The organism is Streptomyces sp. NPDC050211 (assembly GCF_040656035.1).
GTDB lineage: Bacteria > Actinomycetota > Actinomycetes > Streptomycetales > Streptomycetaceae > Streptomyces.
Map to the genome: position 1 here is coordinate 32803 of NZ_JBFALC010000044.1, position 13341 is coordinate 46143.

Sequence of the window (13341 nt, forward strand, 5' to 3'; positions counted from 1 at the left end):
CGCCCGTGAAGTGATCTCCGTGAGGTGATCTCACAGCCACGACAGCGACGCGGCCCGCTCCAGTACGTTCCGTACGGCGGCCGCGTCGCCCGTTTCTCCCCTCGGCACCGTCTCCGGGGCGTACCGCCCGCCGACGAGCAGGCAGAAGTCGACGGGGTCGAGGGTGAGTTCGGCCTGTACGGGCTCGGCATCGGAGCCCAGCACCCACTCCTCGCCCCCGATGACCGAGAACAGCACCGGGGGCGCGGTGGGTCCGAGGGACAGGCCGAGGACCCGGACGGCGAGGCGGACCAGCTGCCCCAAGTGCTCCTGGGGCGGCGGCGGGACGGCGAGGCCGAGGGCGCGGCCGATGTCGTCGGTGTGGATCCACGTCTCGAAGGCGCGCACCAGGAAGTGATCGGCGACGGGCAGCCGCATCCCCATCAACGTCATGGCGCGTGCGGCGAGTTCGGCGTCGCGGGCCTCGGGCGTGCCGAGCAGCGCGTCCGCCTGCGCGGCCCAGTCGGCCACGGTCTCCTGGGGCGTACGGCCGTGCTCGTGGGCGATGACCTCGGCGGTACGGCGGTTCCAGGCGTCCTCCCAGGGCGTGCCCTCCTCGATCCGCGAGCGCGGCACGCGCGCCTCGACGCCCAGCAGGCCCGCCAGGTGCTCGTCGGCGGCGAGGAGGTGGGCGACGGTGGCATGCGCGTCCCAGTCGTGCACGACCGGTGTGGCCCACCGGCCCTCCAGTTCGGGCAGCAGAGCCTTGAGCCCGGCGACGGTGGCGGCGTAGGGGGCGGCGTGCGCGGCGGCCCGGAAGGCGGCCGGGCGGGTCCGCAGGGCGAGGGAGAGCGCGCCCTCGGCCGGCTGTGCGGGAGCGTTCAGCGGCGGCCCGTCCAGGAGTCGTACGGTCTCCCGCAGCCGTGCCGCCTCCGCCGCGCAGCTCTCGCACCCGGCCAGGTGCGTCCGGACCGTCCGCTCGTCGGCCGGGTCGAGGACGCCGAAGCCCCAGGCGACGAGCAGGTCACGTACCACCTCATGATCGTCGGTCATCGCGCGCCTCCTCCCCTGCCTGTTCGTTGTGCCTCTTCGGTGCGAGTACCCCTCCCGCCATCATGCGCCCCTTTCGAGACCCGGGTCGGGTGGGTCGGCCAAAGTTTCCGCCAAGGTGCGCAGTGCGGTGCGCAGCCGGGTCTTGGCCGTGCCCTCCGGTATCCCCAGTTCCACCGCGGCCTGCCGGTAGGTGCGGCCGGCGAAGTAGGCGAGGTGGACGACCTCGCGTTGCGGCTGCGGTAGTTCGGCGAGGGCGGAGTGCAGCAGCAGGGAGCGCTCCCGGTCGACGACCGTCTCGTCGGGGCCGGGTCCGGTGTCGGGGATGGCGTGCAGCGCGGAGTCGTCGGCGCGGGCGTCCTTGCGGTGCCGGGCCTCGCTGCGCACCCAGTCCACGGCCCGCCGGTGGGACAGCATGGACAGCCAGGTGCGCAGCGAGCCGCGGCGTGCGTCGAAGGCGTACGGCCTGCTCCACAGCTGGGCGAAGACCTCCTGCGCCACGTCCTCGGCGGCGGCCGGGCTGCGGGTGACCCGCATGGCTACGCGCCGCACCAGGCCGCCGTACGCCGTGTACGCCTCGGCCAGCGCGGACTCGTCCCCGTAGACCAGCCGCCGGTGCAGCTCCGCGTCTGCGGGCAGCTCGACGGACGTATTGCCCGTGGACTCCACGGCACCACCACCCCCGATGCCCCTTCCTAGCGTCCTCGGCGGGCCCGCGCCAGTGGTTCAGGCAGACAGGGCGTCCAGCAGCCGGTCGACGTCGGTCGTCGTGTTGTACAGATGGAAGGCCGCGCGCAGGTTGCCGGCGCGGTCGGAGACCTCGATTCCGGCGCTGCTCAGCTCGGGCTGGCGGTGGCCGAGACCGGGCACGGAGACGATCGCCGAGCCGGGGGCGGGCACGGGTTCGTGGCCGAGGGTGGCAAGACCGGTGCGGAAGCGGTCGGCGAGGGCAAGGTCGTGGGCGCGCACGGCGTCCACACCGATCTCCTCCAGCAGGGCGAGGGAGTGGCGGGCGCCGGCGTAGGCGAAGAGTGCCGGGCTCTCGTCGAACCGCCGTGCGGAGTGGGCGAGTTCCTCGACCGGGCCGTAGCAGCTGTCCCAGGGCTCCTCCCCCGCGACCCAGCCGGCGAAGACCGGGGGGAGACCGCCGAGGTCCTCCGGGACGACCAGGAAGGCGACGCCGCGCGGGCAGACGAGCCACTTGAAGGCGACGGAGGAGACGTAGTCGTAGTCGTCCGCGTCGAGGTCCAGCCAGCCGGTGGCCTGGGACGCGTCGATGTAGGTACGCGCCCCGTGCTCGTGCGCGGCGGCCCGGATCGCGGGCAGGTCGGCGATCCGGCCGTCGGCCGACTGCGTGGCGCTCACCGCGACCAGCGCGGTGCCGGGCCGCACGGAGTCGGCGATCCGCTCCAGCGGCACCGTGCGCACCTTGAGGTCGCCGCGGATGTGGAACGGGGTCACCGTGGAGCTGAAGTCGGCGTCGGCGGTGAGGACTTCGGCGCCCGCGGGCAGGGAGGCGGCGATCAGGCCGGTGTAGACGGCGACCGAGGCGCCCGCCGCCACCCGGCGGTCGGGCACCCGGGTCAGACGCGCGAAGGAGGCGCGGGCGGCCTCGACGTCGGCGAACATGTCGGTCGGCCGCCCGGCCGCCGAGGCCTCCACGGCGGCGCTCATGGCGGCCACCGTCCGGGCCGGCATCAGCCCGGTGCTCGCGGTGTTGAGGTAGATGCTCTTCGGGGCGAACTCGGAACGGACCAGGCTCTCGAAGGTCTCCATGGGTCCACTCTGGGCCCCGATGAAGTCGTAGTCCATTGCGTATCTTTACGTGGTACCGCGAAGGAACGCTTATACATCACCCCTGACCTGCGAGTTCAGGGCTGATGTCAGTGTTGCGGCACCGCGCAGCCGTCCGGACCGCAGGCCTCTGCCTCGTCTCCCCCGCCGCCGAGCTTGAGCGGGGACCGCTCGCCCCATGCCTGCGTCAGAGCCTGGGCGAAGGCCTCGGAGGGCTGGGCGCCGGAGACGCCGTACTTGCGGTCGAGGACGAAGAAGGGCACGCCGTTCGCGCCCAGTTCGGCGGCCTCGCGCTCGTCGGCGCGGACGTCGTCGGCGTACGCCTCCGGGTCGGCGAGGATCTTACGGACATCGGCCGCGAGGAGCCCGGCCTCCACGGCCAGCTCCACCAGCCGTTCGTCGCCCTCGGAGAAGAGGGAGCGCTCCTCGGCGAAGTTGGCCCGGTAGAAGACCTGGATCAGTTCGTCCTGCCGGCCTTGCTCCTTGGCGAAGTGGAGCAGCCGGTGCAGATCGAAGGTGTTGCCGTGGTCCCGGCCGCGGGTGCGGTAGTCGAGTCCTTCGGCGGCGGCCTGCGCACCGAGGTTCTCCTCACCGGCCTGCGCCTGGGCCTCGCTCATGCCGTACTTCTTGGTGAGCATCGTGATCACGGGCTGGGTGTCGCCCTTGGCCCGGCCGGGGTCCAGCTCGAAGGACCGGTGCACCACCTCGACCTGGTCCCGGTGCGGGAAGGCCGCGAGCGCCTTCTCGAAGCGGGCCTTGCCGACGTAGCACCAGGGGCAGGCGATGTCACTCCAGATCTCGACGCGCATGTCTCGGCTCTCTCTCCAGGTCGTACGGGATCGGAGGCTCCCTCCGCCGGAGTGTGTGAACGTTCAAGCGGCCGTTTTCATTCCCCGCCGATCATGAGGTGCAGCCGCAGATGACGACTCCCGTCGAACGGCTCCGCGACCCAGCCCCGGCGCCCGTAGAAGGCCCGGGCCCGCTGGTTGTCGACATGCACATCGAGTACGGCGGTGCGCTTGCCATCGACCCGCCACTGCTCGACACAGGCCGTGTGCAGGGCCGTGCCGACGCCGGAACCCCAGTGGTCGGGGTCGACATGGAACTGGAACAGCGTGACCGATTCCGCGGGGGCGCCCTCGGGAGTGCGGAAGGACGCGACGCCGGCGATACGGCCGCACTCGACGGCACACAGCACATGAGCGTCCGGCCGCCGGATCACGCCCCGCCAGGCGGCGATCCAGTCGGTGCCGTCGTCCGGGACCCCGCCCGGGTAGTACGTCGCCCGGGCCCGCGCATGCAGCGCTGCGACGGTATCCGCCTCGGCGGGCAGGACGGTACGGATCACGCGGTTTCCGGTCAGCGGCTCCCTGATCATGCCACCTGGGACGTGAGAGGCCCCGCTCCGGTTCCGAGACGGCTGAACTGGGCCCGATAAGCGCTCGGGGTGAGGCCGGTGCGGCGGACCACGTGGGCGCGGAGGGAGTCGGCGGTGCCCAGGCCGCAGGAGCGGGCCACCTGGTCCATGGGCAGGGAAGTGGTCTCCAGGAGTTCCTTCGCGCGCTCGATGCGCTGATGCAGCAGCCACTGCAGGGGGCTGACCCCGCTCTCGGCGTGGAACCGGCGGGTCAGGGTGCGCACGCTCACGCCCGCGTGCCGGGCCAGCTCGGTGAGGGTGAGCGGCTTGTCGAGGTTGCGCATGGCCCAGCCGCGGGTGTCGGCGCAGGCATTGCCGCGCTCCGGCGGCAGCGGGGTCTGGGTGAACTGGGTCTGGCCACCCGGCCGTACGGGCGCGACGAGGGCCCGCCGGGCGACCTCGTTGGCGACGGCGGCGCCGTAGTCGGTGCGGATGATGTGCAGGCACAGGTCGATGCCGGCGGCGTAGCCGGAGGAGGTCAGATACGGCCCGTCCTGGACGTACAGCACGTCTCCGCGCAGGTCGACCTGCGGATACCGGCGGCGCAGTTCCTCGGCGTGCGCCCAGTACGTCGTGGCCCTGCGCCCGTGCAGCAGACCGGCCTCGGCGAGCTGGAAGGCGCCGGTGCACAGGGACGCGATCCGCTTGCCGTCGGCGGCGGCCTCGCGTACGGCGGTGACGATCCGCGACTCCGGCTCGAAGGGTTCCCCGGTCCCCGCGACGAGCACCGTGTCCGCCTCCCGCACGGCGTCGAGTCCACGCCGTACATACAGGTCGAGTCCGCCGCTGGTGGGCACCGGACCCGGCTCCGCCGCACAGATGACCACTTCGTAGCCCGGCTCACCGTCCACCTCCACCTTGCCGAACAGCATCTCCGGAATGGCGAGGTTGAACATCGACACGGGCGAGGGCGCGACGACGGCGATCCTGCGCGGGGTCCGCGGCTGGGGCATGACCAGAACCTCCGGGTGCTTGGCATTCCGGCCACTACTGTACGGCGGCCCGGATCCGCAGCATGGAGGGCATGTCAACGAACCGCCCTGTGCAGGACGACGAACTCGCCGTCACCCCTGACGAGTTGGGACCCAAGAAGCCCTCCTCCGCCCTGACCCTCACCGCCGGCCTCCTCGGCTTCGCGCTGGTCTGCCTCGACGCGTCCATCGTGAACGTGGCCCTGCCCGCGATCGGTTCCTCTCTCGGCGGCGGAATGTCCGGCCTCCAGTGGGTGGTCAACGCCTACACGCTGGCCTTCGCCTCGCTGATGCTGTCCACCGGGGCGTTCTCGGACCGAGCGGGGGCGAGCCGGGCGTACGCGCTCGGGGCCGCCGTCTTCACGCTCGCCTCGGCGGCCTGTGGCCTGGCGCCGAATCTGGCCACCCTGATCGGCGCGCGTGTGGTGCAGGGCGTGGCGGCGGCCGTGGTCCTGCCGGCCTCGCTCGCGCTGGTGCGGCAGGCGTACGCCGATCCGGCGCGGCGGGCCCGCGCGGTGGCCGTGTGGGCTGCGGGCGGTTCGGTGGCGGTGGCGCTGGGTCCGGTGGCGGGCGGTGCGCTGACGACGGCCTGGGACTGGCGCGGGATCTTCTTCGTCAACCTGCCGGTCGGTGCCCTGATCCTCGTGCTGCTGGTCCGGGCCCCGCGCTCACAGCGCCGTCCGGCACCGCTCGACCTGCCCGGCCAGCTGACGGCGGTGGTGGCGCTCACGGCACTGACGTTCGCGGTGATCGAGGGCGGCACGGCGGGATGGGCGGCGCTGGCCGTGGCAGTGGTCGCCGCTGTCGCGTTCTTCTGGATCGAGGCACGCCGGCCCCACCCGGTCGTCCCCCTCGGCCTGTTCCGCAACCGGACCGTCGCGGTGACGGTCGCCACGGGAGCGGCGGTCAGCGTGGCCTTCTACAGCATGGTGTTCGTCTTCTCGCTCTTCTTCCAGCAGGTTCAGGGCCGCTCGGCGCTGGCCGCCGGACTGATGTTCCTGCCGATGACCGGGCTGATCGCCGTGACGAACGTGCTGGCGGGCAAGCTCGCGAGCCGCCACGGCACACGCCTGCCCATGGTGGTGGGACAGGCACTGGCCGTCGTAGGACTGCTCGTCCTGCTGTACGTCGACGCCGGCACGCCTCCCGCCCTGGTGGCCCTGCTCCTCGTCCCCATGGCACTGGGCTGCGCCCTGACGGTGCCGCCGCTCACCGCGGCGATGATGGACGCCGTGCCCGCCGAGCGGGCGGGACTTGCTGCCGGAGTGCTCAACTCGGCACGGCAGATGGCCGGAGCCCTGGGGATCGCCGCGTTCGGGACGCTGATCTCCGACGGTTTCGTGGCCGGCATGCGGTTGAGCCTCGGGATCAGCGCGACCCTGCTGACGGTGACGCTCCTGCTCAGCTGCCGTCCCGCAGATCCTTCGGCCAGTCCGGCCTGAACTCGATGTGGTCGTACGTCACCACGCACCCCTCCCCCATCGGCGACTGCGACATGAAGCCGACCAGAGCAGCGCCCGTCTCCTCCGCGTCGCCCAGCGTGAACAGCCGCACGAAGGTCCAGCGTTCACCGTCACGGGAGGCATGGAAGGCGAAGGAACGCCCGGTCCGGCTCACCCGGAGCCAGACCGAACTGCCCTCCACAGTGAAGGAGTTGGCGTCATCGGAATGCCCCCGGGTGACCACCGTGCACACGGTCGGCACATCCGGGGAGTACTCCAGACACAACTTCGCCCAGGCCCGCTCCCCGACATGGACGTACAACACCCCCGCGTCAAAGGCCGCGGCAAACCCGACGGTGACCCGAGCAATCAGCTGAAAGTCCCCCACAGGCGCCCCCAACAGCCGCGGCGCATCGGACGCCGGGTCCAGGGCCTCACCGGTGGGCGGCACAAACCGATCCTGCCGGGCCCCGGCCCACCCACTGAGGATCCCGTCCTCGTAGGCCCAGTGCCCGTCGGGTCCGTAAGTACGGAGAGGGAAAGGCAGTTCGGGAATTTCCACGTCCATCGCTCCAGTGTCTCAGGCCAAGTGGAGCTACTCAGGGGCGCGGGGAACTGCGCGACCAGCCACAGCCAGCCCGCAGCCCGCGAACAACCCGCACCCCAACGGCGCTACCGCTCCAGACGCCCGTTGAACCGTCGAGGCAACCCCAGCGGATTCTCGTCCCGAAGCTCCGCAGGAAGCAGCGCCTCAGGCGCCCCCTGATAAGCAACCGGCCGCAGCCACCGCTCAATAGCCGTACCGCCCACCGAAGTAGAGGTCGACGTCGTAGCCGGGTAGGGCCCTCCATGATGCTGCGCGGGCGCCACCGCGACCCCCGTCGGCCACCCATTGACCAGCACACGCCCAGCCAGCGGCGTCAGCTCCGCAAGCAGTTCGGGCCCCCGCCCCTCTCCCGCCGCCTCCTCCGACGACACATGAACCGTCGCCGTCAGATTCCCCGGCAGCCGGGACAGCACGCCCTTCGCCTCGGCCTCGTCCTCGTAGCGGGCCACCACGGTGACCGGCCCGAAGCACTCCTCCAGCAGCAGGTCGTACGCCCCCTCACTGGTCAGCTTCTCGGCAGGCACCGTGAGGAACCCCGCGCTGACGGTGTGCTCCCCGCCCGCGCCCGGCGTCACCGGCGAGTCCACGTCGGGCAGTTCGGTCCGCTCGGCGATCCCGGCCACGAAGTTGTCGCGCATCCGGTGATCGAGCAGAACGCCCGCCTCCGTGTCGCTGACCGCCTCCGTCAGCGACTTGAGCAGCCGGTCGCCCGCAGCGCCCTGCGGCGCCAGCACGAGCCCGGGCTTCACACAGAACTGTCCGACGCCCAGCGTCATCGAACCGGCCAGCCCCGTGCCGATGGCCTCCGCACGCTCGGCGGCGGCGGCCTCGGTGATGAGCACGGGGTTCAGCGAACCCAGCTCGCCGTGGAAGGGGATCGGGACCGGCCGCGCGGCAGCCGCGTCGAAGAGGGCACGCCCGCCTCGTACCGAACCGGTGAACCCGGCCGCAGCGACCTGCGGATGCTTGATCAGCTCGATGCCCGCCTCGAAGCCGTGGACGAGGCCGACGACGCCCGCGGGGATGCCGTGCGCCGCGGCGGCGGCCCGCAGTACGGCCGCGACCAGCTCGGACAGGCCCGGGTGGTCGGGGTGGGCCTTGACGACCACCGGGCAGCCCGCGCCCAGCGCGCTCGCGGTGTCGCCGCCGGCGACCGAGAAGGCGAAGGGGAAGTTGGACGCCGAGTAGACGGCGACGACGCCGAGGGGCACCTTGTAGCGGCGCAGGTCCGGGATCGGCGGGGTCGCGGTGGCGTCGGGGTGGTTGATGACGACGTCGAGGAAGGCGCCCTCGTCGACGATGTCGGCGAAGGCACGCAGCTGGTAGCAGGTGCGAGCGAGTTCCCCGGTCAGCCGGACCGGGCCGAGCGCGGTCTCCGCGTCGGCGGCCTCGACGAGCTGGTCCTTGGCCGCCTCGAGCCGGTCGGCGGCGGTCCGCAGGAAGGCCGAGCGGACCGTGCGGTCGGCCAGGGCCCCGCGCGCGTCGTGCGCGGCACGGACGGCGGCGTCCACCTCCTGGGCTGTGGCCTCCACCGCAACCTGTTCCCGCTGCTTCCCGGTTCGGGGGTCGACACTCCAGACTGGTGCTGCTGCCACCGCGGGTCCCTCCACACATGTAATGCCGCAGTACTGGGTCATTCACCAGGGTCGTTCGATATACTGAACGCTGTCTCTGATGGTGAATATGCTGTTGGAGACTATTTCCCGTCGAACGAAGGGGTCAAGGGCGATGTCGGCTGGCGAGACGGGGGGCGGAGCGCAGGTCAAGTCCGCGGTGAGGACTGTTGAACTGCTCGAGTATTTCGCCGGACGCCCCGGAATGCACTCCCTCGCGGCGGTCCAGGAGGCCGTCGGGTACCCCAAGTCCAGCCTCTACATGCTGCTGCGCACACTGGTCGAGCTGGGCTGGGTGGAGACGGACGCGACGGGCACGCGGTACGGGATCGGGGTACGGGCGCTGCTCGTCGGCACCTCGTACATCGACGGGGACGAGGTGGTCGCGGCGGCCCGTCCGACGCTGGACCGCCTGTCGGACGACACGACGGAAACCATCCACTTGGCCCGCCTGGACGGCACGAACGTCGTCTACCTGGCCACCCGCCAGTCCCAGCACTACCTCCGCCCCTTCACTAGGGTCGGCCGCCGCCTCCCGGCCCACTCCACGTCCCTCGGCAAGGCGCTGCTGAGCACGTACTCGGACGAACAGGTCCGCAAGATGCTCCCGGAGACGCTGCCCGCCCTCACCGAGAACACGATCACGGACCGCGAGAAGCTCATCGAGGAGCTGCACCAGGTCCGGGAGCAGGGCTTCGCCGTCGACCGCGAGGAGAATACGCTGGGGCTGCGCTGCTTCGGCGTCGCGATCCCGTACCGCACCCCGGCCCGCGACGCGATCAGCTGCTCGGTACCGGTGGCGCGGCTGACCCCGGCCCATGAGCAGATGGTGAAGGACGCGCTGTTCGACGCGCGGGACCGGCTGACACTGGCCACCCGTAGGCTCTGACGCCATGGATGTGGAACTCCGCGAGATTCACGACAGCGACCTGCCCGTCTTCTACCGGCAGATGATGGACCCGGAGGCCGTGTGGATGGCGGCCTTCACCGCTAAGGACCCGGCCGACCGGGACGCCTTCGACGCCCACTGGAAGCGGATCCGGTCCTTGGCCGGCGTCGTCCAGCGCACGGTCCTGGCGGACGGTGACGTGGTGGGGCACGTGGCGGTGTTCGGGGAACCGGGCGAGCGTGAGGTGACGTACTGGATCGACCGGGCGTACTGGGGGCGGGGTATCGCCACGGCGGCCCTTCGGGTGCTGCTGACTCAGGCCCCTGAACGTCCGCTGTACGCACGGGCCGCGGCGGACAACGCGGGGTCGGTGCGCGTGCTGGCGCGGTGCGGCTTCCGGCTGACGGGCCGGGAAAGGGGCTTCGCGAACGCGCGGGGCGAGGAGATCGACGAGGTCGTGCTGACGCTGGAGGGCTGAGGCTGGGCCAAGCTCGGGCTGATGCTGGGGCTGGGGCTCCTCCCCCGTGCGGCGGAGGCGGATCGTCGTGGCGCAGGACGTGCCGGTCGGGCTCCGCACGGGAGCGTGGACGTATGACCACGTCACTCGTCGCCACCAAGCCCCGCCGGCTCCTCCGCGCCGTCGCCGTCGTCTCCTGCGTGCCGTATCTCGCCCTCAAGGTCGCCTGGGTCGCCGGGAGCCGGGTGGGGATTCCGGACGGCAGTTCGCTGCTGGAGCACCGGACGTCGATGGCCGTCGCCAACAGCGTCTCCATGGTGCTGGACAGCGCCGTCATCGTGCTGGCGCTGGTGCTGACCCGGCCGTGGGGGCTGCGGGTGCCCGCGTGGCTGCTGGCGTTTCCGGTGTGGGTCGCGACCGGGCTGCTCGCGCCGATCATGACCGGGTTTCCGTTGCAGCTCCTCGTGAGGGCGCTTGGCGGGAGCGTGTCCACGGCCGCCGACACCGGGCGGAAGCCCTTCCTCGACGAGTGGGTGTTCGGGGTCGTGTACACCGGGTTCATCGTGCAGGGACTGGCCCTCGGCGGACTGTTCGTGCTGTACGCCCGCGACCGCTGGGGCCATCTTTGGCGCGGACGCGTGTGGGAGCTGCCGCTGAGTACGGTCGGCGCCGCCCAGCGCGTCACCGCGGGCGCCGCCGCCGTACTCGCCCTGCTGCCGCTCACCCTGCACCTGCTGTGGGCCTTCGGCGGTACGGCCGGGCTCAGCGCGGGACGGGCCGGTGACCGAACCTCCGACTTCTACGTCCTGGAAGCCATGACGGCCCTCTTCCTCGTCGCCGCCGTGGCCGGCGCCTGGCTGCTCGCCTTCCGGAGCGCCCCGGCGCTGCCCGTGCAGACGCCGCTCGCCCTCGCCTGGGTCGGTTCGGGTGCCACGGCCTGCTGGGGCGGCTGGCTGGCGCTCGCGTCCCTGACGGGGGTGGACGACATCTCCGACCGCCCGACGCCGGTGATGCACCTCGCCTACGCTGGCCAGATGATCGTCGGCATCCTGGTGGCGACCCTCGGCGCCCACTTCCTCGCGGAGCGGTCCGCCGGGACGAGGGACGCCTCTTCCGCCGCGGCGAAGCAACCGGCGTGAGCACGTTCGCCCGGTTCCTGTTCGGCCGTCGGGCCCGCCGCCGCTGGATCCATCTGATCCTCGGCGGCGCGCTCGCGATGCCGTACGTCCTCGTCGGCTCGGTGGTCGTCGGCCCGGCGACGGGCGCCACGAGCGTGTTCGACTCCTTCACCCTCCAACTCGCCTCGTTCGCCCTGGGGTTGCCCCTGGCTGCCCTCACCTCCCTGTTCCCGCTGACCCGGCCGCTCGAGGTCGCCGCCGTGCGGTCGCTGTGCGGTGTGGACGGGGACCGGCTCGCCGACGGCCCCGCACGGAGCCGGTCCGCGAAGGGGCGGACGGCGGCCTGGTTCACGCTGCACCTCGGGTTCGGCGGGATCATCGCCGGGATGTCGCTCGCGGTGCCGCCGTTCGCCGTCGTACTGATCGTGCTGCCGGTCATCGCCGGGCTGCGCGACTCCCCGCTCGGGCTACCCGAAGCACTCGACCACACCTGGGCGTTGGCGCTCGCACCGGCCGCGGGAGCGGCGATACTCGTCGCGCTCGCCGCCTGCGCGGCCGCGTCCGGGGCACTGCTCGCCCACTGGGCACCCGCCCTGCTCGGCCCCACCCCCGAGGACCGGCTCGCAGCCGCCGAGGCACGCGCCGCCGACCTCGCCGTACGCAACCGGCTCGCCCGCGAACTCCACGACTCCGTCGGCCACGCCCTGAGCGCCGTCACCCTCCAGGCCAGCGCGGCCCGCCGCGTCCTCGACACCGACCCGGACTTCGTCCGCGAGGCCCTAGCCGCGATCGAAGACACCACCCGCCGCACAGTGACCGAACTGGACGCCGTCCTGGGCGTCTTGCGCAACGGCGACTCCCCCACCGCCCCCGCCCCCACCCTCGCCACCGACCTCGACGACCTCCTGCACCGCACCCGCGCGACCGGACTAAGCATCACGGCCACCATCGAGGTCGCCCCCGAGACCCTCCCGCCGGTCGTCTCCCGAGAGGCGTACCGCATCGTGCAGGAGGGCCTCAACAACGCCCTGAAGCACGCCGTCGACAAGCAAGTGACCCTCCACATCAAGCCCGCAGGCGAGGACCTGGACATAACCCTGGAGAACCGACTGACTAGCTCTGCTGCAGCGCCCTATAGGGGCGCGGGGAACTGCGCGACCAGCCACAACGAACCCGCAGACGATCGACATGCCGACGGCCGTCATGGACTGCGCGGTATCACCGACCGCGCCCACCTACTCGGCGGCACCGCCCAAGCAGGCCCCGTCGATAACACCTGGCGCCTACACGTACGCCTGCCAAGAAAAGGCCCCACATGACCACCCCACCAATCCGCGTCGTCCTGGCCGACGACGAGCGCATGGTCCGCACCGCCCTACGCGCGATCCTCTCCGCCGAACCGGACATGGAGGTCATAGGCGAGGCGGCCACCGGCGCGGAGGCGGTATCGGTCGTACGGAACCTCCAACCCGACGTAGTCCTCATGGACGTCCGCATGCCGGAGGCCAACGGCATTCGGGCCACCGAACAGATCCTCGCGACGCTCGACGCACCGCCCCGCATAGTCGTCGTCACCACCTTCGAGAACGACTCCTATGTGTACGAAGCCCTGCGCGCCGGAGCCGCCGGGTTCCTGCTCAAGCGGGCGGACGCCGACACGCTCGTGCAGGCGGTACGGCTGGTCGCGCGCACCGACAGCCTGCTGTTCCCGTCCGCCGTACGGACCCTGGCGACCGAGCACGCGCGCGTGCACACCGCTCCGCCCGCCTGGGTGGCGAAGCTCACCGGACGGGAGAGCGAGGTGCTGCGGCTCATGGCGGCCGGGCTGACCAACGCGGAGATCGCGCGGCACATGGAGGTCGGCCCGGCCACCGTGAAGACGCACGTGGCGGCGGTCCTGGCGAAGACCGGCACGCGGGACCGTACGCAGGCGGTGATCGCCGCGTACGAGGCGGGCTTCCTGAAGTCACCCCGGCCGGCTTCATGAACACCCGATGAGAAAAG

The 13341-nt window shown here is 71.8% G+C and carries 13 protein-coding genes and 1 pseudogene; 6 read left to right on the plus strand and 8 right to left on the minus strand.

Annotation, left to right across the window (positions count from 1 at the left end; all coding sequences use genetic code 11):
• Positions 1-30: 30 nt before the first annotated feature.
• The 6 genes from AB0I98_RS33535 to AB0I98_RS33560 form a co-directional block, all read right to left on the minus strand.
• On the minus strand, positions 31-1032 hold the full coding sequence (locus tag AB0I98_RS33535) for a maleylpyruvate isomerase family mycothiol-dependent enzyme (protein WP_362948503.1): 1002 nt from the start codon (positions 1030-1032) through the stop codon (positions 31-33).
• A 60-nt stretch (positions 1033-1092) separates the two neighbouring features.
• Positions 1093-1698, minus strand: a complete 606-nt coding sequence (locus tag AB0I98_RS33540) for a sigma-70 family RNA polymerase sigma factor (protein ID WP_362948504.1) — start codon at positions 1696-1698, stop codon at positions 1093-1095.
• A gap of 57 nt (positions 1699-1755) precedes the next feature.
• Positions 1756-2805: an aminotransferase class V-fold PLP-dependent enzyme gene (locus AB0I98_RS33545; RefSeq protein ID WP_362948505.1), complete on the minus strand. Its 1050-nt coding sequence runs from the start codon at positions 2803-2805 to the stop codon at positions 1756-1758.
• Positions 2806-2912: 107 nt separating this feature from the next.
• The gene (locus tag AB0I98_RS33550) at positions 2913-3632 is read right to left on the minus strand and encodes a DsbA family oxidoreductase (RefSeq protein ID WP_362948506.1); all 720 of its coding nucleotides are present in this window, start codon (positions 3630-3632) and stop codon (positions 2913-2915) included.
• Between the two features lie 77 nt (positions 3633-3709).
• Positions 3710-4201: a GNAT family N-acetyltransferase gene (locus AB0I98_RS33555; protein ID WP_362948508.1), complete on the minus strand. Its 492-nt coding sequence runs from the start codon at positions 4199-4201 to the stop codon at positions 3710-3712.
• Complete coding sequence (locus AB0I98_RS33560; protein WP_362948509.1) at positions 4198-5193, minus strand: helix-turn-helix domain-containing protein; 996 nt, start codon at positions 5191-5193, stop codon at positions 4198-4200. Before AB0I98_RS33560 ends, AB0I98_RS33555 begins: the two co-directional genes overlap by 4 nt.
• On the opposite strand from AB0I98_RS33560, the pseudogene AB0I98_RS33565 reads away from it, so the two are divergent.
• Positions 5120-6653 (plus strand): annotated as a pseudogene (locus AB0I98_RS33565) (MFS transporter). The gene AB0I98_RS33560 and the pseudogene AB0I98_RS33565 sit on opposite strands and share 74 nt — an antisense overlap.
• Here AB0I98_RS33565 and AB0I98_RS33570 read toward each other — a convergent pair.
• The gene (locus AB0I98_RS33570; protein WP_362948511.1) at positions 6613-7221 is read right to left on the minus strand and encodes a DUF1349 domain-containing protein; all 609 of its coding nucleotides are present in this window, start codon (positions 7219-7221) and stop codon (positions 6613-6615) included. The pseudogene AB0I98_RS33565 and the gene AB0I98_RS33570 overlap by 41 nt on opposite strands.
• A 104-nt stretch (positions 7222-7325) precedes the next feature.
• Positions 7326-8855 (minus strand): aldehyde dehydrogenase (NADP(+)), encoded by a 1530-nt coding sequence (locus AB0I98_RS33575; RefSeq protein WP_362948513.1) that lies wholly within the window; start codon positions 8853-8855, stop codon positions 7326-7328.
• 133 nt (positions 8856-8988) lie between these two features.
• On the opposite strand from AB0I98_RS33575, the gene AB0I98_RS33580 reads away from it, so the two are divergent.
• The 5 genes from AB0I98_RS33580 to AB0I98_RS33600 all read left to right on the plus strand — a co-directional run bounded on the left by AB0I98_RS33580 (position 8989) and on the right by AB0I98_RS33600 (position 13324).
• The gene (locus tag AB0I98_RS33580; RefSeq protein ID WP_030956770.1) at positions 8989-9762 is read left to right on the plus strand and encodes an IclR family transcriptional regulator; all 774 of its coding nucleotides are present in this window, start codon (positions 8989-8991) and stop codon (positions 9760-9762) included.
• A 4-nt stretch (positions 9763-9766) separates the two neighbouring features.
• Positions 9767-10240, plus strand: a complete 474-nt coding sequence (locus AB0I98_RS33585; protein WP_362948515.1) for a GNAT family N-acetyltransferase — start codon at positions 9767-9769, stop codon at positions 10238-10240.
• 113 nt (positions 10241-10353) lie between these two features.
• Positions 10354-11358, plus strand: a complete 1005-nt coding sequence (locus tag AB0I98_RS33590) for a hypothetical protein (RefSeq protein WP_362948517.1) — start codon at positions 10354-10356, stop codon at positions 11356-11358.
• Complete coding sequence (locus AB0I98_RS33595) at positions 11355-12656, plus strand: histidine kinase (RefSeq protein ID WP_362948519.1); 1302 nt, start codon at positions 11355-11357, stop codon at positions 12654-12656. Before AB0I98_RS33590 ends, AB0I98_RS33595 begins: the two co-directional genes overlap by 4 nt.
• Positions 12653-13324: a response regulator transcription factor gene (locus AB0I98_RS33600; protein WP_362948520.1), complete on the plus strand. Its 672-nt coding sequence runs from the start codon at positions 12653-12655 to the stop codon at positions 13322-13324. Before AB0I98_RS33595 ends, AB0I98_RS33600 begins: the two co-directional genes overlap by 4 nt.
• Positions 13325-13341: the final 17 nt, after the last annotated feature.